18 protein-coding genes are annotated in these 24506 nt (G+C 63.5%); 11 read left to right on the forward strand and 7 right to left on the reverse strand.

What is annotated here, in order from left to right:
* The first annotated feature begins 79 nt into the window (after window positions 1-79).
* Window positions 80-1756, forward strand: a complete 1677-nt coding sequence (locus D8M21_RS08880) for a 5-oxoprolinase subunit B/C family protein (protein ID WP_053089989.1) — start codon at window positions 80-82, stop codon at window positions 1754-1756.
* Window positions 1741-3546 carry an acetyl/propionyl/methylcrotonyl-CoA carboxylase subunit alpha gene (locus tag D8M21_RS08885; RefSeq protein WP_048681536.1) on the forward strand — a complete coding sequence of 602 codons (1806 nt, stop codon included), beginning with the start codon at window positions 1741-1743 and terminating at the stop codon, window positions 3544-3546. Before D8M21_RS08880 ends, D8M21_RS08885 begins: the two co-directional genes overlap by 16 nt.
* A gap of 84 nt (window positions 3547-3630) precedes the next feature.
* On the opposite strand, the gene D8M21_RS08890 is transcribed toward D8M21_RS08885, so the two are convergent.
* Window positions 3631-4854: an NRAMP family divalent metal transporter gene (locus D8M21_RS08890; protein ID WP_048681662.1), complete on the reverse strand. Its 1224-nt coding sequence runs from the start codon at window positions 4852-4854 to the stop codon at window positions 3631-3633.
* Between the two features lie 243 nt (window positions 4855-5097).
* Complete coding sequence (rarD, locus tag D8M21_RS08895; protein ID WP_126855817.1) at window positions 5098-6174, reverse strand: EamA family transporter RarD; 1077 nt, start codon at window positions 6172-6174, stop codon at window positions 5098-5100.
* 301 nt (window positions 6175-6475) lie between these two features.
* On the opposite strand from rarD, the gene D8M21_RS08900 reads away from it, so the two are divergent.
* Genes D8M21_RS08900 through D8M21_RS08910 form a run of 3 tightly spaced genes read left to right on the forward strand, consistent with a single transcriptional unit; the run spans window position 6476 to window position 8932 of the window.
* Window positions 6476-7213, forward strand: coding sequence for a GntR family transcriptional regulator (locus D8M21_RS08900; RefSeq protein ID WP_048681537.1), 738 nt, complete (start codon window positions 6476-6478; stop codon window positions 7211-7213).
* A gap of 60 nt (window positions 7214-7273) precedes the next feature.
* The gene (iolB, locus tag D8M21_RS08905) at window positions 7274-8164 is read left to right on the forward strand and encodes a 5-deoxy-glucuronate isomerase (RefSeq protein WP_048681538.1); all 891 of its coding nucleotides are present in this window, start codon (window positions 7274-7276) and stop codon (window positions 8162-8164) included.
* A gap of 3 nt (window positions 8165-8167) precedes the next feature.
* On the forward strand, window positions 8168-8932 hold the full coding sequence (locus D8M21_RS08910) for a sulfite exporter TauE/SafE family protein (protein WP_048681541.1): 765 nt from the start codon (window positions 8168-8170) through the stop codon (window positions 8930-8932).
* A gap of 22 nt (window positions 8933-8954) precedes the next feature.
* Here the strand turns inward: D8M21_RS08910 and D8M21_RS08915 are convergent, their stop codons facing one another.
* Window positions 8955-10418: an NCS2 family permease gene (locus D8M21_RS08915; RefSeq protein WP_048681544.1), complete on the reverse strand. Its 1464-nt coding sequence runs from the start codon at window positions 10416-10418 to the stop codon at window positions 8955-8957.
* A gap of 136 nt (window positions 10419-10554) precedes the next feature.
* On the reverse strand, window positions 10555-11901 hold the full coding sequence (gene guaD / locus D8M21_RS08920) for a guanine deaminase (protein ID WP_202975615.1): 1347 nt from the start codon (window positions 11899-11901) through the stop codon (window positions 10555-10557).
* A 615-nt stretch (window positions 11902-12516) separates the two neighbouring features.
* On the opposite strand from guaD, the gene D8M21_RS08925 reads away from it, so the two are divergent.
* The 3 genes from D8M21_RS08925 to xdhC are packed head-to-tail and all read left to right on the forward strand — an operon-like array spanning window position 12517 to window position 17212.
* The gene (locus D8M21_RS08925) at window positions 12517-13986 is read left to right on the forward strand and encodes a xanthine dehydrogenase small subunit (RefSeq protein WP_048681547.1); all 1470 of its coding nucleotides are present in this window, start codon (window positions 12517-12519) and stop codon (window positions 13984-13986) included.
* A complete protein-coding gene (gene xdhB / locus D8M21_RS08930; RefSeq protein WP_082156794.1) occupies window positions 13983-16424 on the forward strand; it encodes a xanthine dehydrogenase molybdopterin binding subunit in 2442 nt (813 codons plus the stop codon). Before D8M21_RS08925 ends, xdhB begins: the two co-directional genes overlap by 4 nt.
* Window positions 16424-17212 (forward strand): xanthine dehydrogenase accessory protein XdhC, encoded by a 789-nt coding sequence (gene xdhC / locus D8M21_RS08935; protein WP_048681552.1) that lies wholly within the window; start codon window positions 16424-16426, stop codon window positions 17210-17212. Before xdhB ends, xdhC begins: the two co-directional genes overlap by 1 nt.
* Window positions 17213-17284: 72 nt before the next feature.
* Here the strand turns inward: xdhC and D8M21_RS08940 are convergent, their stop codons facing one another.
* Window positions 17285-18499 carry a Gfo/Idh/MocA family protein gene (locus tag D8M21_RS08940; RefSeq protein ID WP_082156795.1) on the reverse strand — a complete coding sequence of 405 codons (1215 nt, stop codon included), beginning with the start codon at window positions 18497-18499 and terminating at the stop codon, window positions 17285-17287.
* 112 nt (window positions 18500-18611) lie between these two features.
* Window positions 18612-19730, reverse strand: a complete 1119-nt coding sequence (locus tag D8M21_RS08945) for a PLP-dependent cysteine synthase family protein (RefSeq protein ID WP_048681555.1) — start codon at window positions 19728-19730, stop codon at window positions 18612-18614.
* Window positions 19731-20130: 400 nt separating this feature from the next.
* Between D8M21_RS08945 and D8M21_RS08950 the strand changes: the two genes are divergently transcribed.
* The 3 genes from D8M21_RS08950 (at window position 20131) to D8M21_RS08960 (ending at window position 23367) form a co-directional block, all read left to right on the forward strand.
* Window positions 20131-20982 (forward strand): siderophore-interacting protein, encoded by an 852-nt coding sequence (locus tag D8M21_RS08950; protein WP_048681558.1) that lies wholly within the window; start codon window positions 20131-20133, stop codon window positions 20980-20982.
* Between the two features lie 125 nt (window positions 20983-21107).
* Complete coding sequence (locus D8M21_RS08955; RefSeq protein ID WP_048681563.1) at window positions 21108-22316, forward strand: Gfo/Idh/MocA family protein; 1209 nt, start codon at window positions 21108-21110, stop codon at window positions 22314-22316.
* A gap of 1 nt (window position 22317) precedes the next feature.
* A complete protein-coding gene (locus D8M21_RS08960; protein ID WP_082156796.1) occupies window positions 22318-23367 on the forward strand; it encodes a Gfo/Idh/MocA family protein in 1050 nt (349 codons plus the stop codon).
* Here D8M21_RS08960 and ald read toward each other — a convergent pair.
* The gene (gene ald / locus D8M21_RS08965; protein ID WP_048681567.1) at window positions 23364-24491 is read right to left on the reverse strand and encodes an alanine dehydrogenase; all 1128 of its coding nucleotides are present in this window, start codon (window positions 24489-24491) and stop codon (window positions 23364-23366) included. The genes D8M21_RS08960 and ald overlap by 4 nt on opposite strands.
* Between the last annotated feature and the right edge of the window lie 15 nt (window positions 24492-24506).

The following is a 24506-nucleotide window of genomic DNA, read 5'->3' on the forward strand; positions in this document are numbered from 1 at the left end:
GCCGAAACGCTCGGCTCGTGTGCCGTCTGGCTCAAGCACGGTGCTCCAGCCCACTACGATGGGACTAATGGAGAGACACATGACCCACGACTCGGCCGATTCGGCCCATCAGAGGACTGTCCACACCGTTGGACGCTCTGCCCTCCTCGTGACCTGCCCCGACCTCAAGGATGTCTTGGCCCTCCACGAGGCGCTGACGCATTCGCCACTACCGGGCCAGCTCGAACTCATTCCGGCTGCGACCACGGTGCTCGTTCGATTCCGGTCCAGGCTCTCCACCGACGCGGCACACCGGACGGCAGCACACCTGCGATCTCTGCGTGGGGTCTCGGGATCAGCCTCCGAGGCGAACACCGTGGAGCTGGCTGTGCAGTATCACGGCGAGGACCTGGACGACGTCGCGGAACACCTGGGCATTTCGACCGACGCCGTCATCGACCGCCATTCGGGCCGCAATTGGACCGCCGCATTTTCCGGATTCTCCCCCGGATTCGCCTATCTCGTCCCCGCCGATGGCGATGACACCGCACCACTCACCGTGCCCCGACGCAGCAGCCCTCGAACCAAAGTTCCCGCCGGATCCGTCGCCTTGGCTGGTGATTTTTCCGCCGTTTACCCCAGCGATTCTCCGGGCGGTTGGCAGCTGATCGGCACCACGAACTCTCCGGTGTGGGATCTTTCCCGCGAGGTGCCCGCCCTCATTACTCCAGGCACGAGGGTTCGCTTTACCGCGACCCGGGAAAGCATGGAATTACAAGAATCCGCGTCGGCCGAACCGAGCGACTCTCCGGATGAGGGCACGATACGCATCGAAGCGCCGGGGCTCTCGACGATCGCTCAGGACCCGGGCCGTCGCGGACACATCGACTGGGGTGTGAGCCCCTCAGGGTGGGCCGACGCCGAGGCGGCCGAGTCGGCCAACCGGCTCGTGGGCAACGCTCCCGCGGCGACCGTGCTCGAGAATACCGCCGGCGGCTTGAGCCTAACCGCCCTCCGGGACACGGTTTTGGCGGTCACGGGCGCCCGCACCGAAGTCACTGTGTCCGGCGACCAACCGTCACGCCGGCCGGAAGACCGACCCTTTGCTCTCCTGGAGGGGCAACGTCTCACCCTCGGGCCGACGACGCGCGGCCTGCGGGTCTACGTCGCCGTCCGGGGCGGATTCCAGATCGACGCCGTGCTCGGCAGTTCCGCCACGGACACCCTCGCCCGGCTTGGACCGCCCCCAATCACCCGCGGCACCATCCTTCGGGCCGGCCCGGAACCGCGACATGCCGTCCTCACGTCATGGCCCGCCGTCGACCTTCCGCCGGCCGACGACGTCACCGACATCCCCTTCACCCCCGGCCCTCGCGACGACTGGTTCACCGAGGACTCCCTCAACCGGCTGAATGACTTCACGTGGCGGGTTGCCCAAGAAAGCAACCGCGTGGGGGTTCGTTTGGCCCCTCCCGAAAGCGCCGAGGGCGCCACTCCCCTGGTCCGCACGAATGCGGCGCTGGGTAAGGAATTGCCGAGTGAGGGCGTCGTCGCCGGTTCGATCCAGGTTCCCCCGAATGGTCACCCCGTGATCTTCATGGCGGACCACCCCGTGACCGGCGGATATCCGGTGATCGGCGTCGTGGAGCCCGAACATCTTCGGCTGCTGGCCCAAGCGCCACCCGGCACCGCAGTCCGACTTCACCACAAGACATCCAACGCATACCCCGTATCACCCACCAACCTCACGGAGAACACCCCATGCGCAAAGTTCTGATCGCCAACCGCTCGGAGATCGCCGTCCGCGTGATCCATGCCTGCGCCGAACGGGGTATCGGCACGGTCGCCGTCTATGCCGAGTCCGACGCCGAATCCCTCCACGTGCACCTCGCCGACGAGGCGTACGCCCTGGAAGGCAATTCTCCGGCGGAGACGTACCTCAACATCCAGAAACTCCTCGACATCGCCCAGCGCGCCGGTGCCACCGACGTCCACCCGGGGTACGGATTCCTGGCCGAGTCCGCGGAGTTTGCCCGGGCCGTGGGCGATGCCGGCATGACGTGGATCGGCCCGTCCCCCGAAACCATCGAGGCCTTAGGCGACAAGATTCAGGCCCGCGCGATTGCGACGGCGGCCGGCGCCCCGTTGGCCCCGGGCACGGACGGTCCCCTCAAAGACGAGGCTCAGGCCAGGGCCTTCGCCGAGGAGCACGGTCTGCCGATCATCATCAAGGCGGCCCACGGAGGTGGCGGCCGCGGAATGCGCGTGGTCCGGGACCTCGACGAGGTCGAATCGGCGTTTGAGTCCGCGGCCCGCGAGGCCAAGGGCGCCTTCGGACGGAGCGAATGCTTTGTGGAGCGCTTCCTGGAGAAGCCGCGGCACGTGGAGGCGCAGGTGATTGCCGACGCGCACGGTGGCGTCGTCGTGGTGGGCACGCGCGACTGCTCCCTGCAGCGACGCAATCAAAAGCTCGTCGAGGAGTCTCCGGCACCGTTCCTCACTGAGGAGCAGTTGCGCCACATTGAGGATGCCTCCGGTGCCATCTTCCGCGAGGCCGGATACGTCAACGCCGGCACCGTGGAATTCCTGGTGGGATCGGACGGGCTCATCTCGTTCTTGGAGGTCAACACCCGCATCCAGGTCGAGCACCCGGTCACGGAAGAAACCTTCGGCGTCGATCTCGTGGGTCTGCAACTCGACGTCGCCGCGGGCGAGAAGCTCTCCCTCGAGTCCCCGCTCCGACCAAAGGGCCACTCGATCGAGTTCCGCATCAACGCGGAAGATCCGGGCCGGGGATTCCTTCCGGCGGGAGGGTCCGTGACCTCCCTGACCGTGCCGAGCGGCCCCGGGATACGCTGGGATGCCGGAGTGGTCGCCGGTTCCTCCGTCGCCGGCGACTTCGACTCTCTGCTCGCGAAACTGATCGTGACCGGACCGACGCGCGAGGCCGCACTTCGACGAGCCCGCCGCGCCCTGAATGAGATGGTGCTGACCGGCGTCGCAACAACGCTCCCCTTCCACCGCGCCGTCGTGGACAACGAGGACTTCACGAACGATCCGTTCCGTGTGTACACCACGTGGATCGAGGACGTGCTGACTCCCTCTTTGGAAGCGGACGGTGGTTACCGTGCGCCGGAGTTGAGGGACCGCACGCTCTTCGGTGAGCCCGACGGCGGCTCCGCGGGGTCCGTGACGGCCGGCGTCGAGATCGAGGGCCGCCTAACAAAGGTGCGGTTCCCGTCCGACGCACTGGCTGCCATCGGTGCCGGCTTGGCTCAGGGCCTGGGCGGCGTTCAGTTCTCGGGCGACAATGCCGCGACCCATTCCGCATCCGGCGAGGGAGACGACCTCGAACTCACCGCACCCTTGAACGGTTCCCTGGTTCGTTGGGTCGCGGACGACGGCGCCACCGTGGAGCTGGGCGAGGTCGTGGCCGTTCTGGAGGCCATGAAGACCGAGATGCCTCTTGAAGCCGAGGCCGCGGGCGTGCTGCACCGTGGAGACGTTGAACCGGGCCAGAAATTGACCGCCGGCCAGGTCATAGGGCGCATCGACACCACGGCCTAATCGCGGCCGTTAACGCCAACGCGCCGGTGGACCCGGGATGGGCACACCGGCGCGTTGTGTATCTCTAGACGTGAGAGCCGGAATTTATCCGTTCCAGAGCTTGGCGAGCCCCTGCACGGCGTTCACGCCGAAGTACAGCGTCAGCAACCACACGAACACACCGGCCACGATCAACCACTTGGGGTACTTGTAGCCCTGCAAGAGGTCTCGTCGGAAGATCGCGACGATCAGGATCACCGTGAAGCCCAACGGCAAGATCAAGCCGTTGATGGTTCCGGCGATGACCAGCAGCGTGGCCGGGGGCTTGCCGAGGCTCATGAACACGAGGCTCGAGAGCACGATCATGACGATGGTCAGCAAGTTGCGGATCCACGTTTTCGTGTGACGGGTGGTCATGAACGACACCGAGGTGTATGCGGCACCGATCACAGAGGAGATCGAGGCGGCCCACAGAATCACGCCGAAGAGGCGCAAACCGATGTCACCCGCCGCGTGCTGGAAAGCCTCCGCCGCCAGGTTCGAGCTGGTCAGCGCCACGCCACCAGCGACGACGCCGAGGATCGCCAGGAACAAAAGGTAACGCATCACGCCGGTCACCACGATCGAGGTGATCGACGCTCCGGAAATGGCCTTGACGTCCTCGATCCCGGAAACACCGGCATCGATCATGCGGTGCGCACCGGCGTAGGTGATGTACCCACCCACGGTTCCGCCAATGAGCGTGGTCACCACGACCATGTCGACGTTGTCCGGCAAGACGGTTTGCCGGAAAGCATCCCCCACCGGAGGGCCGGAAATCACGGCCACGTATCCGGTAATCAGGATCATCAGGACACCCAAGACCACCACGATCTTGTCCAGGGCCACCCCGGCTTTCTTCGACAAGAACACGAGGATTGCCAACACCGAGGTGATGATTCCGCCCCAGGTCGGGTCCAGCCCCGTCATGGCGCTGATGCCGAGTCCACCGCCGGCGACGTTGCCGACGTTAAACACGAAGCCGCCGAAGACCACAAAGATGCCCAAGATGACGCCGATGCCCGGCAGAATCTTATTGCCCAGTTCGCCCGCGCGAAGGCCACTCACGCCGATCACGCGCCACACATTCAGCTGCACGGCGATATCCACGATGATCGAGAGGAAGATCGCGAACGCGAAGGCGGCACCCATCTGAACCGTGAATGTCGCGGTCTGGGTGATAAATCCCGGGCCAATGGCCGAGGTGGCCATGAGGAACAGGGCGCCAAGAAGGATCGACCGTTTCGATTCCACCTTGGGTAGCTTCTGCTTGGTGACGACGTCGCCCATGGCGGTCTGGGGACGTGCTGCCTCGGACGAGCCAGTTGCGGCGTCGTCGCTCCACGGGGGCGTGCGATGCGCCCCGGAATTACCGTGCTGTGTCATGTGAGCCTTTCAGGGCGCGAAGTGATCAGGATGAAGCTGACGGCGGGTTGACCGCCAGGGATGAAAGAGTACCAGAGAGTTAGTGCCCCAGAGCACATCCCCCCGAAGGGACAACGCCAAGGCCCTCTCGCGCTCCCCGCGTTTGCCCTAACCTGTCAATTTTCGTGAGGCCCGGACGGCCATGCGGTAGGAGCGAGCGGCTCGGAGCGCATCGATCACGAGAATCAGGATGGCGATCCACACGATGCCGAATCCAATCCACCGCCCCAGGGACATGTGTTCGCCGAGCAAGAGGTACCCCACGAGAAACTGCATGATGGGGTTGAAGTACTGCACCATTCCCACGTACGAGAGCGGCAGTCGAGAGGCCGCCCCGGCGAAGGTCAGCAACGGAACGAGCGTGATCACACCCGTCCCTACCAAGAGGGCCGTTTTGACCGCTCCGATGTGCCCAAAGGCCAGGCCGCCGGCGAAGATCTGCACCAAGCTGAGCACCACACCCGCCGGGACGATCAACCATGCGGTTTCAAAGGTGAGCCCGGTCAGAGAGTCAACACGCCCACCTACATTCTTTTTGACCAGCCCATACAAGGCGAAGGTCCCCGCGATCGCCAGAGAAATCCACGGCACGGAGCCGTACTCGACCGACAGGACCCCGATCGCCACCAGGCTCACACCCACCGCCGCCCACTGGAGCTTGCGGAGTTTTTCGTGGAATACGACGACGCCGAGCACGATCGTTGCGATGGGGTTAATGAAGTAGCCGAGTGAGGCCTCCAGAACGTGCCCGCTGGTTGTCGCGATGATGTAAACCAACCAATTGATCGAGACGATTCCGCCCGCTAGGCCGAGCGTCAAGACGACCCGACGGCTCCGCAACGTCGCGGACACCCGCCCCCAGGTCCGAGTGACGGTCACGAGAATGAGGCACAAGATCAGGGAGAAGACGATGCGCCATCCCAAAATCTCGAAGGCTCCGGTGGGGGTAATGGCCGCGAAATATAGCGGCAGGAAGCCCCAGAGGCCGTAGGAGATAAAAGCGAGGATGAATCCCGTCTTCAGGGACTTCCCCGGGGCGGACCGAGGTAAGGGCTCGTCGGGGGCGATCACCTCAGGCAGGGCACCGGTAATTGCCAAGGGCTCGGGCCCGGGCGTCGACTCTGTGGAGTCAGAGCCTTCCGCAGGGTTCCCCTGGGGCGAGGGAGAACCAGGGGTGTTGGTCATGCGACCGTCCTTCCAGTGTGATGGGGGGCCTCGAGGAAACGGGTCGGTCGCGCAAGCTGCCGATGTGGCTACGTGGCGCGAGAGACCGTGCCGAGGTGCGGAGCCCACCTTACCCGCCCGAAGCCCCAAGCGGCACGGAGTTCATCCAGGTCAGACCCCGAACCAAAGGGCCTCAGCACATGCCCTTTAATCTCCCCCGGAACAGACTGGCGGGTAGACCGCCGGTAGGTGACACATGCTACGGTTAACTCCTATTGTCTTTACATAGAGACATTCTCCCGGAACCAACCATGGAGCCACGATGACTGCCCACCTCGACATCACGATCGACCGATCGTCTCCCGTCCCGCTGTACCACCAACTGGTCCACGGAATCGAAACGGCCATCTCCGACGGCCATTTGCCTCCGGGAAGCATGCTCGACAATGAACTCTCCTTGGCGAAGAACTTGCACCTTTCGCGGCCCACCGTTCGCAAGGCGATGGATGAGCTCGTCCGTTCTGGCCTGTTGGTTCGCAAACGCGGCGTCGGCACGCAGGTCGTCGCGTCGGAGGTACGCCGCTCGGTTGGCCTCACCTCGCTCTTTGAAGATCTCAGCCAAGACAAGGAACTGCCTACCACCGAAGTCCTCGATTTCGAAGAGATTCCTGCGCCGGAAGACGTCGCCGAACGCCTCGCCGTCAAGCCGGGCAGCACGGTGTATCACGTCAAAAGGGTGCGGAGCCGCAATGGTGCACCTCTAGCGATCATGGAGAACTGGGTTCCGCAAGAGATTGCGCAGCTGAGCCGCGAAGCGTTGGAACAGCACGGTCTCTACACGATTCTGCGGCAACAGGGCATCAACTTCCGCCTCGCGCAGCAGAAGATTGGCGCCGCGGTGGCCACCAACGAGCAGGCCAAATTGCTCCACACAAGCCCCGGGTCGGCGCTGGTCACGATGTCTCGCACCGCGACCGACGATATCGGGCGGCGCGCGGAAACCGGTCGGCACATGTACCGCGCCGACTCCTATTCCTTCGAGGTCACCCTCTCCGCCTAAACACAGCGAGGGATCTCGACGAACCCGTCCGGAAACACCACCACGAAAGGACAGCGGAACATGACGAACTGGGTTTACCCTGCCGGAAGCGCAAGTGACGGCCCGTGGGATCTCTCCCTCGGAACTTACGACTCATCCCTGACGGTTGACGGCTGGGAGCATACCGGCCTTAAAACCGCGACCCTCTCCGGATCCCCTGTGACACTGGATGCCGCGGCCGAAGAGCGCATCATCATCCCGCTTTCCGGAGACGTGACGGCCGTTGTCGACGGCGAGACGTATGAGCTTTCGGGCCGCGAGTCCGTGTTCGCCGGACCAACGGACGTCCTCTACACCGGCGTTCAACGAGCCGTGGAGATTTCGGGCCAGAAGGGCGTGCGCGTGGCCATCGCCTCCGCGCCCGCGAGCAACGAGTACCCCACGCGCTTAATCACCAAGGACGAGGCCCCGCTCGAATTGCGTGGCGCCGGGAACTGCTCCCGTGAGGTCCGTAATTTCGGCACACCCGCCGCCCTCGAGGCTGACCGGTTCATCGTGTGCGAGGTACTGACGCCCGCCGGCAACTGGTCGTCCTACCCACCGCACAAGCACGACGAGGAAAAGGAAGGTCGCGAGACTCGGCTCGAAGAAATCTACTACTTCGAGACGCGCGTGACCCCCGATGCTCCCGCCGAGGCCACGGACCCCATCGGATACCAGCGCGTGTACGCCTCGGATGAGCGTCCCATCGATGTCAACGCCGAAGTTCGCACGGGCGACGTCGTGCTAGTCCCCTACGGCTGGCACGGGCCCGCGATGGCCCCTCCCGGCTACGACATGTACTACCTCAACGTCATGGCCGGCCCCGGACCCGTACGCAGTTGGCTCATCAGCGACGATCCGCACCACGGGTGGGTACGTCAGCAGTGGGACGCCCAAGAGATCGACGATCGCCTTCCGTTCGGTCGCTAAACCGTGACCTTTTCCGATCTGGACGTGTTGGCCTGGGCAGGGCTCGCGCTGGCCGCTCTCCTGGTGGGGTTTTCCAAAACGGCCCTGCCCGGCATCAACACCCTCTCGGTGGCGCTCTTCGCCGCGATCCTCCCCGCGAAGTCCTCGACGGGGGCCCTCCTGGTGCTCCTGATGATCGGTGATGCCTTTGCCCTGTGGGCCTACCGCCGGAGTGCGCACTGGCCTACACTCATCCGCATGATCCCTGGGGTTCTCGCGGGCCTGGCGCTGGGTGGTGTGTTCTTGGCGTGGGCGGGCGACGGTACCGTGCGTCGCGTCATCGGCGTCCTGCTGCTCTTCCTGATGGGACTCACCCTGTGGCAACGCGCACGACCCGCCACGACGCCTGGGCCTACGGGCGACGCCGTCGGAAGCTCCTCGTGGCTCGCAACCGTCGGCTACGGCTCCGTGGGAGGTTTTACCACCATGGTGGCCAACGCCGGAGGCCCGGTCATGTCGATGTACTTCCTGGCCGCGCGATTTCCGGTGCACGCCTTTCTGGGAACGGCCGCGTGGTTTTTCGCCATCATGAACCTTCTCAAGTTGCCGGTCTCGATCGGTCTGGGACTGATCAGCACCCACACGTTGCTCCTGGACGTCGTGTTAATCCCGGCCGTCGCGGCTGGAGCCCTCGTGGGCCGGTGGGCGGCCCGGCGGATCCGACAGAGCATCTTTGATCTGGCCGTCATCGTGGTCACGATCTTGGGTGCCGTCTACTTGCTCATCTGACGAATCCGCCGTCTGCCGTTGCCTACCCACCGATGAGGGCCGTGATGCCGCCTCGAGTGAAGTAGAGCAGGAACCCCGCCGACACGACCCACATGAGCCAGTGCACCTGACGGGCCCGGCCGGTCAGCACGTGAATCACGGACCAGGAGATGAATCCGACGCCGATCCCGTTGGCGATGGAATAGGTCAGCGGCATCGAGACGATGGTCAGGAACACGGGGAGGGAAACCCGGAAATCTTTCATCTCGATGTCCTGAATCTGCACGACCATCATGGAACCCACGACGACGAGGGCGGCGGCGCCTGCTTCCATCGGGATCACCTCAATCAGTGGGGTGAAAAACATCGAGACCAGGAACAACACCCCGGTCACGCACGCGGCGAGGCCGGTCCGGGCGCCTTCCGCAACACCCGCCGCGGAGTCGACGAACACGGTATTCGACGAGGCCGAGGCGCCACCGCCGGCGACCGCCCCAAGTCCTTCGACGATGAAGGCTTGACGGATACGCGGGAAGGTTCCGTCCGGACGAGCCAGACCGGCATTTCCCGCCAGACCCGTCATGGTGCCCATCGCGTCAAAGAAGTTGGTGAAGAGCAGGGTAAAGACCAGCATCACCACGGACAAGGCACCGATCCGCTCGATCGAACCGAAAAGATCGAACGCACCGACCAAACTAAAATCAGGCATGGCCACCACGTGGCTGGGCAATTCAGGGGCGCTGAGATTCCACCCCTGGGGGTCCGGGTTTTTCGGGTCACCCACCGTACCGAGGTGCGCGAAGGCCTGAACAATGATCGAGAGGATGGTCGCGACGATCATGCCGATCAGGATTCCGCCGGGAACTCGCCGCGTCACCAGCACACCAATCAGCAATAACGCGAAGATGAAGATCACGGTCGGCAATGCGGTGATCGACCCGCCCTGGCCCAGCTGCACCGGCGGCCCGTCCGGCGTCCTGGTCACGAAGCCGGAATTCACGAATCCGATGAAGGCGATGAAGAGGCCGATGCCGACGGTGATTGCCGTCTTCAGCTGAGGCGGTACCGCGTGGAAGATCGCGGTGCGAATTCCGGTGGCCCCTAGGACCACGATGATGATGCCGTTGATCATCACCAATCCCATTGCCTCAGGCCAAGTCACGTCTTGGACCACCGAGACGGCGAGGAAGCTGTTCATGCCGAGCCCCGCAGCCAAGGCAAAGGGAAGGCGAGCGACGAGGCCGAAAAGCAGCGTGATTCCGCCGGCCACCAACCCCGTGACGGCGGTGAGCTGCGCGAAATTGAGACTGTTTCCATCGACGTCTTGTGCCGCCCCAAGGATCAGCGGGTTCAGGACCACGATGTACGCCATGGCCACGAACGCCACCAGCCCACCTCGCAATTCCTGCTTGATCGTCGAGCCTCGGGAGGTGATCTCGAAAAACCGGTCAATCGCGGATCGACGTTGACCCTGCGTTTCCTGTTCGGTGTGTTGATCGACAGCCATGATGTGCCTCTTTTCCCTGCCATTACGGGGAATGCAATGGAGATCGTTGTGGGGAGTGGCGAATAGGGTCATCCTGAGGCCCTGCGGCACACGGGATGAGTAATGGACGAACGGGCTAGGGCCCGTCGGGGGATGGTCATCGCGTCTTGGACCCAGCGACGTAGACGCCGTGGATGGTGCGGTCGTCGCCGAGCATCATCGTCGCGAAAAGGAGCTCTGCGGTGGTCTTCGCGTGGGAGGCCCGCATCCGCAGGACGGGGTTGGTTTCGGGATCGAGGATCACCACGTCAGCGTCCTTTCCGGCTTCCAAACTTCCGACGGAATCCTCGATGCCGAGAGCCTCGGCGCTGTCCAACGTCGCGAGCCTCAATGCCTCGAAGGAATCCAGCGGACCTCCCACGGACCGGCTGACTTTGTAGGCCTCGTTGAGCGATACCAACGGTGACAGGCTTGTTCCCGCCCCGACGTCGGACCCCAACCCGATCTTGAGGCCCGCGATCTGGGCGTTCTTCTTGAGAGTAAATAGTCCCGACCCCAAGAAAAGATTGGACGTGGGGCAATGGGCCAGAGAGGCTTGGCCGGACCCCAACCGGCTCAACTCGCTGTCCGAGACGTGGGTCGCGTGCCCGAAGACCGCACGCTTGCGCACCAGACCGAACCGTTCGTACACGGCCGTGTAGTCGGCCTCCTCTGGGAAGAGCTCCGAAACCCACGCGCACTCGGCGGGATTCTCCGAGAGATGAGTCTGAATCACCGCTTCCGGGTGCTCCTGAGCCAGCTGGCCCAAGAGTTCGAGCTGGCGCACGGAGGACGTGGGAGCAAAGCGTGGCGTGATCGCATACTCAAGGCGGCCGACGCCGTGCCACTCCTCGAGCAATTCTCGGCTCTGTTCGTAGGCCAGCTCGGGCGTGTCCAGCAGATGCTCCGGGGCGTGGCGGTCCATGCACACCTTGCCGGTCATGATCCTCAGGTTCTTCGATTTGGCCGAGCGGAAGAGAGCCCGCACCGACTCCGGGTGCACCGTGGCATAGACGCAGGCCGAGGTCACCCCGTGAGCGATCATCTGCGTCGTGAAGAAGTCGGCCATCTCGGCGCAGTGCCCGGCGTCGGCGAATTCGGACTCAGCCGGAAAAGTGAAGTTGTCGAGCCACTCCAGTAATTGCAATCCCGGCGAGGCGATCATGGCCATTTGCGAGTAGTGCGCGTGACAGTCGATGAACCCGGGAATGATCAGCCGGTCGCCGTAAGATTCGACGGACGCTTCGGGGTAGTCGTCGATCATGGTGCGAGCTTCCCCCACGTCGAGGATCCGACCATCGCAGACCACCACGGCTCCTCGTTCGAGGTCCAATGTTTCCCGGTCCGCCCCGCTGAGCGGGGACACCACATGACCCGTGATGATCTTGGTCGTCGTGGTGACGGACTGTGAAACGTTCTGCCGACGTCTTTCCAGAGTCGTGAACATCGTTGGTTCTCCATTCATCGGGCGTCGTCTCCTTAAGGCCGGCGCGGGCGCTCCTGCACAACGAAAGAGTCACGATGGCTGCAGTCTTCACGGAGTCATCCGAGACGCGCTCCTCGCGTCCTTCTCGTACGTAGCCGATGCGGGAGATTATTTCGCCATGCGGTAATTATCATCCGCATCGTGGACCCCAGTGTAACCTGGTCCACTTGAAATTTGACAAGGGGCTCGGGAAATTTCCTCCGTCACTCGAGGTTGAATCCGTGACCCACACACCCTGAGGCCCAGGTTTTGGCGACGAGTGACGCCAGACACCTCAAGGGTTAAAGTACTGAATAACCTGGCTTTCCCACCGAATGCGAACTGGCTCATATCCGCCTTTCAGGTGCCGCAAAACTGCACGTCAAGGGGTCAGAGGCGTGAATTAACGCCGAAAATACACCGGGTTTTCACGATGTGGAGTTTTAATTCCACCATTGGTGTTACGCTGATCTCACATAAATTTTGGAAGGATTTACTCGGCACACCTCAGCGTGTGATGGAGCACCTCCGACGAGAAAAGGCGATGTCTTCGCGAGTCCTTCCTGGGCATCGCCTCCTCGGGTTATTCACGAACGCTCAATCAAGGAGGACGTGATGGTGTCATTTCGCATCACCGTCAACGGCCAAACACGCGAGGAGACAGCTCCTCCCGTTCGACTCAATCTCTTGGACTGGCTCCGCGAGAACGGTCTGACCGGCGCCAAAGAAGGGTGCGCCGAAGGCGAGTGCGGGGCGTGCGCGGTCATGGTGGCTCGACCCGATCCCGACGGCACCTCGCGCTGGACCTCGGTCAACGCGTGCCTCATTCCCGCCGTCGCCTGCAACGGTCAAGAGATCGTGACGTCCGAGGGCCTCGGCACCGGCCCCGGTCCGGGATCCTTCGAAGACCTCCACCCGGTACAGCAGGAAATGGCGTACAGGGGTGGCTCCCAGTGCGGCTTTTGCACTCCAGGCTTCATCTGCTCCATGGCCGCCGAGTACTACCGGCCCGAGCGCAAGGCCGTACCCTCTGCTCGGGATACCGAAGAAGAAGGTGCCAACGGTTTTGATCTCCACGCACTCAGTGGAAATCTCTGTCGGTGCACCGGGTACCGACCCATCAAAGACGCGGCCTATGCGTTAGGCGCTCCCGACACCGAAGACCCCCTCTTCCAGCGTCAGTCCACGTCGGCACCACGGCCCGCACCCACCGAAGTCACAGCCGAGGCCTCGACGTTCGTTCGACCCGCTGATCTTGCCGAACTCTCTGAACGCCTCGAGGCACACCCGGACGCCGTCCTCCTCGCCGGCGCAACCGACGTCGGCGTCGAAACCAACATTCGACACACGCGCCCCGAGACCGTTTTCGCGATCGATCACCTGGAAGAGTTGCGGACCTTCCGTCTCGAGGAGGACTACGCCGAGCTGGGCGCCGCGATCACCCTCTCCGAACTGGAGCGCCGTTTGGACGGCCGGATCCCTCTCTTGGCGCAGCTCTTCCCGCAATTCGCCTCGCGACTGATCCGGAATAGCGCGACGTTGGGTGGCAACTTGGGCACGGGTTCTCCCATCGGAGATTCTGCTCCGGTGCTTCTGGCCCTGGACGCTTCCCTCGTCCTTCATTCCACCGCGGGCGAGCGCACGGTTCCCTTGTCCGAATACTTCACGGGATACCGGAAGACCGTTCGGCAACCGGGGGAATTGATTCGCGCCGTCCGCATCCCGTTGCCCTTGGCCCAGACGACGGCGTTCTACAAAGTGGCCAAGCGCCGCTTCGACGACATCTCTTCGGTGTCCACGGCGTTCGCCTTGCAGCTCGACGACGGTCGGGTCAGCTCGATCCGGATCGGCATGGGCGGCGTCGCCGCGACACCGATTCGTGCTCTCGCCGCCGAGGAAGCCCTTCTCGGCCAGCCGTGGACGGAAGAGACGGCCCGCACGGCGTCGGCCGCCATGACCGCGGAAAGCACGCCGATGGACGATCATCGAGCCAGCTCACGATACCGATCGGCGATGCTCGAGCAGTCCATGATGCGCTTTTTCGCCCAATACCGTCCCTCCGAATTATCAGGAGTGATCTCATGACCATCGTTCACGAACCCGCACATCCCGTTCCGGCCGGAGTCGGCACCCGAGTTGCCCACGAGTCGGCCGCCCTGCACGTCACGGGGGAAGCCCTGTACACGCATGACCTCGCGACCCGCGATCCTTCGTGCCTACATGCATGGCCCGTACAGTCCCCTCACGCGCACGCCCGCATCACGGACCTCCGCATCGACGCGGCTCGGGCCACGCCCGGAGTCGTGGACGTCCTGACTGCCGAGGCCGTCCCCGGGCTCAACGACGCAGGCGTCAAGCACGATGAGCCGCTCTTTCCTTCCGAAGCCATGTACTTCGGACACGCGGTGTGCTGGGTGATCGGCGAGACCGCCGAGGCCGCCCGGATCGGGGCCGAGGCCGTCGAGGTGGATTACGAGCCCCTCCCGTCGATCGTCACCGTGCCCGAGGCCATCGAAGCCCAGAGTTTCCAGGGGCCACAGCACCTCATGGAACGTGGTGATTCCGCGGCGGGATTGAAGGATTCCGCTCATCGTTTCAAGGGCACCTTCGAATTCGGTGGACAGGAACATTTCTACCTGGAAACCCACGCCTCTTACGCCCGAGTCGACGAGGGTGGCCAGGTCATGGTCAATTCCTCGACCCAGCACCCCACCGAAACGCAGGAGATCGTCGCTCACGTCTTGGGCCTCGCCAGTCACGACGTCACGGTCCAATCCTTGCGTATGGGTGGTGCCTTCGGAGGCAAGGAGATGCAGCCGCACGGTTTGGCGGCCGTTGCCGCGCTAGCCGCCGTGCGCACCGGGCGTCCCGTGAGCCTGCGTCTGACCCGAACGCAAGACATCACGATGACCGGCAAGCGGCACCCCTTCCACGCCGAGTGGGAGGTCGGATTTGATGAATCCGGCAAATTCACGGCCCTGGAGGCCACCCTGACCTCCGACGCCGGGTGGTCCTTGGACCTCTCGGAACCGGTGCTGTCGCGAGCCATGTGCCACATCGACAACGCCTACATGATTCCCAACGTCAAGGTCCACGGCCGCATGGCGCAGACCAACAAGACATCGCAAACCGCATTCCGTGGATTCGGTGGGCCGCAGGGCATGTTGGTGCTGGAAAATATCCTGGGACGCTGCGCTCCCCTGCTCGGCATCGAGGCCGGTGAGTTGCGGCGTCGGAATTTCTACCAGCCGGGCGACACCACCCCCTACGGGCAACCGGTGCGTCACGCCGAACGGATGCCGGACATCTGGTCAACGCTGATGGAACGTGCGGAGGTCGTGCGTCGTCGCGCCGAGATCGCGGAATTCAACGCCGGTCACACGGACGTAAAACGGTCCCTGGCGATGACCCCGGTCAAATTCGGCATTTCCTTTAACTTCGCGGCCTTTAACCAGGCCGGTGCCCTGGTGCACATCTATAAGGACGGCTCGATCCTCATCAATCACGGCGGCACCGAGATGGGCCAGGGCCTGCACACCAAAATGCGGCAGGTGGCTGCGACGACCCTCGGAGTGCGGCTCGACCGCGTAAGGCTCGCTCCCACCAGAACCGATAAGGTTCCGAATACTTCGGCCACGGCCGCGAGCTCCGGAGCGGATCTCAATGGTGGTGCGGTCAAGAATGCCTGCGAGCAGATCCGCGAACGTCTGGCTCAAGTTGCGGCCGGGAAGTTCGGCGCGAATCCGCACGATATTCGCTTCGAGGACGACGGGGTCGCCGCCTTGGGCCACGAACAGATCCCCTTCGAGCAGGTCGTTTCCGACGCGTACATGCAACGAGTGCAGCTCTTTGCCGCAGGTTACTACCGCACTGAAGGCATCCATTGGGACTCCGCGTCGATGCACGGCTCCCCGTTCAAATACTTTGCGTACGGGGCCGCCGCGACCGAAGTCGAGGTCGAAGCGTACACGGGTGCCTACCGCGTGCTGCGCACCGATATCGTGCACGACGTCGGCGACTCGCTCTCCCCGCTCGTGGACGTGGGCCAAATTGAAGGTGGATTCGTCCAAGGCACCGGTTGGTTGACCTTGGAGGAGCTCCGGTGGGACACGTCAGACGGCGAACGACGCGGCCGGCTCGCGACCCAAGCGGCCAGTACCTACAAGCTGCCGAGTTTCTCCGAGCTTCCTGCCGAATTCAACGTGCACCTCTACGAGCGAGCCACCGAAACCGGCGTCGTCTATGGTTCCAAGGCCGTGGGCGAACCGCCGCTGATGCTGGCCATGAGCGTTCGTGAGGCGTTACGCACCGCCGTCGAGGCCTTTGGTCCGGAAGGTACAGAGGTGGACCTCGGTTGCCCGTCGACCCCCGAGGCCGTGTTCTGGGCGATCCAGGAGGCGTCGAAGTCGGAGATCGTGGACGAACCCGCGGTTGACGCCAAGGATTCCGCCCCGGCGCAGACCTCGAGGGCCGACACCGTCGGATCAGGGGATCCCCAGGAACGCGAAGTCGAGTCCGTGTGATGCAGTGGTTGACCGGGCTCCAACGGCTCCGGGAGGAAGGGTCGGCCGGGGTTCTCGTGACCCTGATTGAAACCCGAGGGCATTCCCCACGGAGGGCGGGCGCCAAGATGCTCGTGGCCCGCGACCGCGCCTGGGACACCGTCGGCGGTGGGAATTTGGAAGCAACGCTGACGGACCTGGCCCGGCGCATGCTCGAGGAAGGTTCTGTGGTCCCCGTGACCGAGGAAATGTCCCTCAACGAACATGCGGTAACGCGCTACGGCCAACAGTGTTGCGGGGGTCGGGTGACGGCGTTGTTGGAACCGGTGGCCGCTCCACCGGTGGTGGCCGTCTTTGGAGCTGGGCACGTGGGTTGGGAAATCATCCGGGCGCTGGGTCGGCTTCCGCTGACTCTTCACCTCGTGGACAGCCGGCAAGACGCCGTGGACGAGGCTGACTCCCTCAGCGACGTCTCGTCTCTCCAGGTCCACCATGCCCCCGCCCCTGAGACAGCTCTGAACGAGCTACCGGCGGGAAGCCGCGTGCTCATCATGTCCCACGATCACTCTGAGGACCTCATCCTGTGCGATGCGGCCTTGCGTCGAGGCGACCTCGGAAGCATCGGTCTGATTGGTTCCGCGGCCAAGTGGGCTCGATTCCGCAAAAAGTTACGGGAATTAGGGCACGCGGACGCCGAGGTCGACAGCATCACCTGCCCGATCGGGATGCCCGAAATTACGGGAAAATCACCGGCCGTCATCGCGGTCAGCGTCACGGCGGCACTGACCCAGGCCCTCGAGCTTGGATGAGATTGGGCGCTCGAGGCCTGGCGAGTGCTGGACGGCGACGTTCGGCGCCGGTGCTGAGGCAGGTAGGGGCGGCTAGGAGCCTACGGCCTGTTGGGCACTGGTGCCTTCGACCGGCTCCACCCGCTCCCAACGGCCACTCTCGGCGGAGGCTTCCGCGGCGCTGACCACACGGTTGGCGGCCAGCCCGTCCTTAATGTCCGCGTGTTGAGAGTCTTGCCCCAAGTAGGCCAGCAGGAATTTTTTGGCCTCGATGGTCTTGAGGTCGTCGTAGCCCATGGGCGTTCCGGCGCCTGGTTGGAACACCGAGAAGTCACCAAAATCGGGTCCGGCCATGATGGTCGTATACCCCACGTGAGGCGCGGAATTCAGGGCCAGCTGCAATTCATTCATGCGCTCGAAGTCCCACCGGAGCGATCCTTGAGTTCCGTAGACCTCGAGGCCGTATTCGGCACGCGGCCCGTTGGCCACGCGAGAAGCCTCGAGCGTTCCGATGGCCGGGGACGCGCCGTCGTTCGACGGATAGCGGACCAGCATCGAGGCGTAATCCTCGTTTTCGACGGGCTTCATCTCGCCGTTCTCGACCACGGCAAAATGCGTGCCGCTGCCCATCGGCATCTCGGGCCGCTCGGTATATACCGTCGAGGTCGCCGCCGTGACCTCGGAGATCGGGCCGACGACGTAGTGCGTCAGATCAATCAGGTGGCCCATGAGGTCACCGAGCACGCCGGATCCGGCCAATTCGCGGCGGAAGCGCCACGAGAGCGCTCCGCGCGGATCGGCGGAATAGTCGGCAAAGAAGGCGCCACGCACGTTGGTGATTCGCCCGAGCTTGCCCTCTGCGACGAGCTGTCTCGCGTATTCGATGGCCGGGGTATTCCGGTAGTTGAACCCGACGGCGCTGACCACGCCGGCCTTCTCGGCGGCGTCGGCAATGGTTTGGGTTTCATCCGCCGAACGCCCCGCCGGCTTCTCCAACCAGAAGGCCTTGCCGGCCTCGGCCACGTCCCGGGCAATCTGGGCGTGCAGGAAGTTCGGCGCACAGATGGAGACGACCTCGATCTCGGGGTCGGCGAGAACGTCGTGATAATCCGTGGTCCCGCGCTCGAATCCCAAGACGTCGACGGCGTACTGAGCGCGTTCAGGCGCCGTATCGGCAGCCATCACGAGGCGAGGGCGGATGCCAAGTTCCGGGTAAAACACCGGGAGATTCGCATAGGCACGAGAATGGACCTTGCCCATCCATCCGACGCTGATGAGACCGACTCCGACAACTCGCTGATCCGCCACGTTTTCTCCTCTGCGAGACAATGAGACCGCCACCACGGAGCGGTCCAGACGTCATCACCCTATGAGTCGCCTTGTTTTAATGTCAAGACAAATGAGCTTGTGTGGAGAACCTTTAGAACCGCCCCGTCGTCATGAACTCCTCGAGCCGCTGGCTGTACCCTTCGACGTCGAAACCCGATTCGCTTAGCCACTCAGAGCAGTAGTACTTGTCCAGATAACGGTCGCCGGAATCGCACATCAGGGTGACAACGCTGCCTTGCTCACCTGCCGCCACCATTTCCGAGACGATTTTGAGGGCCGCCCAGAGGCCGGTTCCCGTGGAACCACCGGCTTTGCGCCCGGTGAGCTGTTCGAGCAGACGAATCGCGGCGATGCTCGCGGCGTCGGGAACATGCATCATCCGATCGATGCTCGCTGGCATGAAGCTGGCCTCCATCCGCTGCCGGCCGATGCCCTCAATCCTCGAACCGGTGTCCGTGGTGGCCTCGGGATTCTCGTCTCGCCAACCGGCGAAGAACGCCGAATGGTCCGGATCCGCGACACAGATACCCGTGGCCCGACCCGTGTACCGAACGTAGCGAGCCAGGGTGGCCGACGTTCCGCCCGTTCCAGCGGTCGCGACGATCCACCGGGGTTCGGGATGTTCCTCCAATTCGAGTTGCTGGAAGATCGACTCGGCAATGTTGTTATTGCCACGCCAATCGGTGGCCCGCTCGGCATATGTGAACTGGTCCATGTAGTGGCCGTCCGACTCCTTCGCGAGCTGTGCCGCCACCGCGTAAACCTGATCGGGGCTGTCCACAAAGTGGCACTTTCCGCCGTAGGACTCGATGAGTTCCACCTTGCGGGCACTCGTGGTTTTCGACATCACCGCAATAAACGGGACGCCAATGAGGCGGGAGAAGTAAGCCTCAGAGACGGCGGTGGAACCGCTGGAAGCCTCAACCACGGGCTTTCCCGGGCGAATCCATCCATTGCATAGCGCGTGGAGGAAGAGCGAGCGGGCCAGGCGATGCTTCAACGACCCCGTGGGATGGCTGGACTCGTCCTTGAGGTAGAGGTCCACACCCCAGGCCTTGGGAAGGGGAACCTGAACAATGTGAGTGTCGGCCGAACGTTGCGCATCGGCCTTAACGGCCTTGATCGCATCGGCTAACCATCGACGAGCCTGGGCGTCGTATCGGTTGATATCTTCTTCGACGGGGAGCACTCCAGCCATTGGGGTAGTCATTTCGGCCCTCTCTCAGCTTGTCGGGATTTTATGGTCGCGATGGGGACCATCCCCCATCCCACGGGAAGCGGGCATCTTTGGTCATTCTCGCCAGAGGCCACAGTTTCCGCAGACCAGCGGTTCATTTCAAGTCTTGACAGAAGCCTGGCATATTTTCCCGGCGATATCCTGTGAACCGCCGAGGTCGTCAATGAGCCACCAGGAATCGTGAACCGCGCGGAGCGATGTCCCCTGGTTTACCCATCGTATGGCAACCCTCGCGGCCTCACGCGACGCGTCTCACGCCCAGAGCCTGGCGTCTCGCCACAACGACGTCGGGCCGACTTTTCACGGTGGAAGGTCACCGAGCCGGAGGGTTATGGTGAGGTCAGACTTACCAAACCACGCCCAGGAGAGCCGCATGACTGACGCACAGACGAACGAACCCCGCGTGGCTCCGGCCCGGAAGCCCGCCAAGCCCCAAACACTGCTCGAGGTGATCGAACGTCGCCAGCTGACTCCCCACATGATTCGCTTGACCCTCGGCGGCAAGGGCTTCGAATCGTTCCAGGACAATGGCATGACGGACCAATACGTCAAACTCGTCTTCGCCAAACCCGAGCTGAATCTCGTGGCGCCCTTTGACATGCGGGAGCTCAAGCGCACCCTCCCCCCGGAGGACGTCCCCGTGACCCGCACGTACACGGTGCGCTCGGTGGATCGCGAGGCCAAGACTCTGACCATCGACTTCGTGACCCACGGGACCTCGGGCCTGGCCGCCCCCTGGGCCGCTCAGGCCTCCCCCGGAGACACATTGCTTCTCATGGGGCCCGGCGGCAAATACCGACCCAACGACGACGCCGAATGGCACCTCTTTGCCGGAGACGCCTCCGCGTTACCCGCCATCTCAGCTTCCATCGAAGCACTCCCGGAGGATGCACGCGGCCTGGCCGTGATCACCTTGGAACACGAAGAAGACCAGCAAGAGATCCGCACGCCGCGCGGCGTCGAGATCGATTGGGTGATTCAGCCAGGAGTTGGCGGAGACCCCAACGCCCTAGCGGCGGCCCTTGGACGCCATGCCTGGCCGGACGGCACCATCAGCGTCTTTGCCCACGGTGAGCGGGAAGCCATCAAACAGGTGCGTCGCCTTCTCAAGGAGCGCAACATCCCCAAGGAAAATATTTCCATCTCAGGCTATTGGGCCTTCGGCCGCACCGAGGATAAGTTCCAGGCCGAAAAACGAGAACCGATCGGCGCCATCGAAGACTAGGTCGGAGGCGGCAACCACCGCCCACCCGATTTAGCCAAAATTTATGGGGCGCAAAGCCTTGACCTTGTGATCTGCAACTCAGAATAATTGTCCTGACATACGGTCAATACGTCCAAGGAGAAATTATGGCTGAGCAGACGCTCTCCGTTGCGGTCATCGGTGCAGGCATGGCGGGACGGTCCCACGCCTATGGATATCGACAGGCTGGTTCCGTCTTCGACTCGGAGTTCCCCTCCGTACGCCTCGCGGCCGTTGCGGACATGAACCAAGAACTCGGCCGGGACACTGCTCGACGGTACGGCTTCGAGAAGGTCTATGGAGACTGGACCGAGGTCGCTGAAGATCCCGAGATCGATGCGGTCAGCATCGTCGTCGGCAACGCGTTGCACCTGCCCATCGCCCGAGGCCTTTTAGAGGCCGGCAAGCACGTCCTGTGCGAAAAGCCCTTGGCCGGGACCTTGGAAGATGCCCAGGCGATGGTCCAGCTCGAGAAAGAATACGGGCAGAAGACCGACCGCTACGGTCGACCGCTCATCACCTCCGTGGGCTACACCGTCCGCCGTATGCCGGCGATTAACGCGATCAAGGAAAAGATCACCTCCGGCGAGTTCGGGCCGGTCACCAACTTCCTCTCGACGTACCTCTGCGACTATTCGTGCGACGAGAATGCTCCCATGTCCTGGAGATACAAGGGCGGGCCCGGTTCGGGGGCGCTGGGCGATCTCGGCTCGCACGTCATCGACACCGGCGAGTACCTCAACGGTCCCGTCACCGCGGTTCGCGGCGCCGTCATGGACACCATCTACAAGGAACGTCACCTTCCGCTGGGCGCCGTGGTCGGCCACGGTCACGTCGAAGTTTCCGACGAGGTCGAGCCGGTGGAAAACGAAGACTTCCTCACCTTCACCTGCACCTTCGCCAACGGCGCCGTCGGAACCTACACGATCTCTCGCGTCGCCTTTGGAACCCCGAATTCACAGACCTACCACGTGGTGGGGCCCCGAGCTCAAGCCTCCTTCGACATCACCAAGCCCGCCGAGTTCATGTACGACGACGCTCAGGCATCTGCCGAAACCCGAGGCCAGCGCCGAGTTCTCATCAATTCCGAAACCCCTCTCTACGCGAACTCTTGCGCCATGGACGCACCCGGAGTGGGTTGGAATTACAACGACAACTTCGCGATTCAGGCCCGTGCGTTCCTCGAACAGGTCGCTGGTATCGAAAGCTCCCTGGCCCCATGCGGATCGTTCGCAGAGGGGCTCCACACCCTTGAGATCATTCAGGCGATCGCCGAGTCGGCGAATCAGGGTGGTCGGGAAGTCTCGGTGGGTTGAGATGAGAATCGCTGTGGTTGGGGCGGGAACCATCGGACAGATGCATGCCGCCCACCTGATGGCTACCGACGGCGTGACACACGTCGAGCTCGTCGGCCGTGACCCGGGTCGCGTGACGCTGCACGCGGCCCGGGTCACGGAGCGGGCTGGGCAAGCAGGGGCGGGAGTCCGGTTAACCACGTCCACAACCTTCGACGAGGCCCTCGCTGCCGCGGACGGCGTCGTCATCACGACGCCGGGGTCCACGCACCCCGACCTGGTGAGACGCGCGATTCGCACAGGCAGCCCCGTATTCGTCGAAAAGCCGCTAACCCTCGGAGCCTCCGAATACGCCCGGCTACTCGACGACATCGAGGCGGCCGGAGCCGACGAAAAGGTGATGGTGGGGTATCACCGCAGGCACAGTCCGGAATTTACGGCTCTCAAAGGCGTGCTCGACTCGGGCAGAGCCGGAGCCCTCCGCGCTGTCTTCGCTTACGATCACGACAAATACGCCGCTGATCCTGAGAACCTTGCTGGGTCCGGCGGCATTTTCGCGGACATGATGGCTCACGATTTCGACCTCATCCCTTGGTTGGTCGAGGAACAGGCCGAGAGCGTCTATGCCGTGGGTTCGGTGGTCGCTCATGAGGAGTATCGCCGTCACGACCAGCTGGACACCGCGTGCGCGCTGCTGTCTTTCTCTTCGGGGCTGACGGCAACGATCTCGGTGATGCGGGGGCATGCTTCGGGTCAAGACGTTCGGACCGTCGTGCACGGAACCGATGGATCCTTTGCCGTGGGCGAGGCCGACGGTCGTGCCGTCACCCAGATCGAGGTCGACGGACAGGTCAGCTCTCCAGGACGCGCCTTCGAGGGGTATCAGGACCGTTTCGAGACCGCGTTCGTCCACGAAATGCAGGACTTCGTGGCGCTCATTTCGGGGCGTGGACCGAACCACAGCACACCCGCGTCGGGGGTGCACGGCGTCGAGCTGCTCGATGCCGCCCAGCGATCCTTCGCAAGCGGCCGCCCGGAACCGGTGCGGCCGCTTCGAGAGGTTTCGCGTTAGACACCCAACGGCACGGCCGTTGCGTCGTTGGCCGACGGCGTTCCCAGGTCAGGGAACGCCGCCGCGACGCCGGGTTGAAGCAACCTGCCGCTCCATGTGTTGACGCCCTTGGCGATCGATGGGTCGGACTCAACCGCGTGTTCGGCGCCGAGGGCCGCGATCTTCTTGATGTACGGCATCGTCGCGTTGGTCAGCGCCGATGTCGCGGTCTGCGGTACGGCACCCGGCATGTTCGCCACGCAGTAGTGTCGAATCCCGTCTACCTCGAAGATCGGATCCTCGTACGTCGTCGGGTGCGAGGTCTCGAAGGCCCCGCCTTGATCGATCGCGACGTCGATCAGCAGCGCGTCTTTTCGAAGCAACTCGAGGTGTTCGTGTCGAACGACCTTGGGTGCGGCCCTGCCCGGCACCAAGACGGCACCGATCACGACGTCGGCTTGGGCGAGTTCCTCTTCGACCACCGCCGGATTAGACATCAAGACCCGTGCGCGACGGTCCAAGAGCGTCTCGAGTTCACGAATACGACGAGGTGACATGTCCAGCACGGTGACCTCCGCCTGAAGGCCAATCGCCAGCAGGGCGGCGTTCAGGCCTACCGCGCCTCCCCCAATAATGACCACGCGGCCTGGCGAGACTCCTGGCGCGCCGCCCAGAAGTTTTCCGGGTCCGTTGCCGGCACGGGACAGATGCCGCGCCGCAGCGTGAATCGCCAGGCGTCCGGCGATTTCGCTCATGGGCGTCAGCAGCGGAAGGCCGGTCTCGTCCTGAACGGTCTCATAAGCGATACCGATCGTTCCCGCCTCGAGAAGTGCCTGAGTCAAGGGTCGGTCCGCTGCCAAGTGCAGGTACGTGAAGAGCACCAGGTCCTTGCGGAGGAAGCGGTACTCCGACTCGATGGGTTCTTTGACCTTGATCATAAGCTCCGTCCGCGCCCAGGCCTGCTCTTGATCGGTCAGTTCTCCGCCAGCCCGAACGTAGGCTTCGTCCTCGAATCCCGAGGCGTCACCAGCACCGCGCTCGACGTAGACGGTGTGGCCCGCCCGCGTCAGTTCCTCAACATTCGCCGGGGTCAGCCCGACCCGCTCCTCCTGGGGCTTAATCTCCCGCACTACCGAAATGCGCATTCCCGTTTCCTCCTC

Origin of the sequence: Kocuria sp. HSID16901, from assembly GCF_003989425.1 — a bacterium.
GTDB lineage: Bacteria > Actinomycetota > Actinomycetes > Actinomycetales > Micrococcaceae > Rothia > Rothia massiliensis.

Bases quoted from the DNA above. Each gene is read 5' to 3' on its own strand.
- D8M21_RS08880 (WP_053089989.1), top strand. From the start codon at position 80: ATGACCCACGACTCGGCCGATTCGGCCCATCAGAGGACTGTCCACACC.
- D8M21_RS08885 (WP_048681536.1), top strand. From the start codon at position 1,741: ATGCGCAAAGTTCTGATCGCCAACCGCTCGGAGATCGCCGTCCGCGTG.
- D8M21_RS08890 (WP_048681662.1), bottom strand. From the start codon at position 4,854: ATGGGCGACGTCGTCACCAAGCAGAAGCTACCCAAGGTGGAATCGAAA.
- rarD (WP_126855817.1), bottom strand. From the start codon at position 6,174: ATGACCAACACCCCTGGTTCTCCCTCGCCCCAGGGGAACCCTGCGGAA.
- D8M21_RS08900 (WP_048681537.1), top strand. From the start codon at position 6,476: ATGACTGCCCACCTCGACATCACGATCGACCGATCGTCTCCCGTCCCG.
- iolB (WP_048681538.1), top strand. From the start codon at position 7,274: ATGACGAACTGGGTTTACCCTGCCGGAAGCGCAAGTGACGGCCCGTGG.
- D8M21_RS08915 (WP_048681544.1), bottom strand. From the start codon at position 10,418: ATGGCTGTCGATCAACACACCGAACAGGAAACGCAGGGTCAACGTCGA.
- guaD (WP_202975615.1), bottom strand. From the start codon at position 11,901: ATGAATGGAGAACCAACGATGTTCACGACTCTGGAAAGACGTCGGCAG.
- D8M21_RS08925 (WP_048681547.1), top strand. From the start codon at position 12,517: ATGGTGTCATTTCGCATCACCGTCAACGGCCAAACACGCGAGGAGACA.
- xdhB (WP_082156794.1), top strand. From the start codon at position 13,983: ATGACCATCGTTCACGAACCCGCACATCCCGTTCCGGCCGGAGTCGGC.
- xdhC (WP_048681552.1), top strand. From the start codon at position 16,424: ATGCAGTGGTTGACCGGGCTCCAACGGCTCCGGGAGGAAGGGTCGGCC.
- D8M21_RS08945 (WP_048681555.1), bottom strand. From the start codon at position 19,730: ATGACTACCCCAATGGCTGGAGTGCTCCCCGTCGAAGAAGATATCAAC.
- D8M21_RS08950 (WP_048681558.1), top strand. From the start codon at position 20,131: ATGACTGACGCACAGACGAACGAACCCCGCGTGGCTCCGGCCCGGAAG.
- D8M21_RS08955 (WP_048681563.1), top strand. From the start codon at position 21,108: ATGGCTGAGCAGACGCTCTCCGTTGCGGTCATCGGTGCAGGCATGGCG.
- D8M21_RS08960 (WP_082156796.1), top strand. From the start codon at position 22,318: ATGAGAATCGCTGTGGTTGGGGCGGGAACCATCGGACAGATGCATGCC.
- ald (WP_048681567.1), bottom strand. From the start codon at position 24,491: ATGCGCATTTCGGTAGTGCGGGAGATTAAGCCCCAGGAGGAGCGGGTC.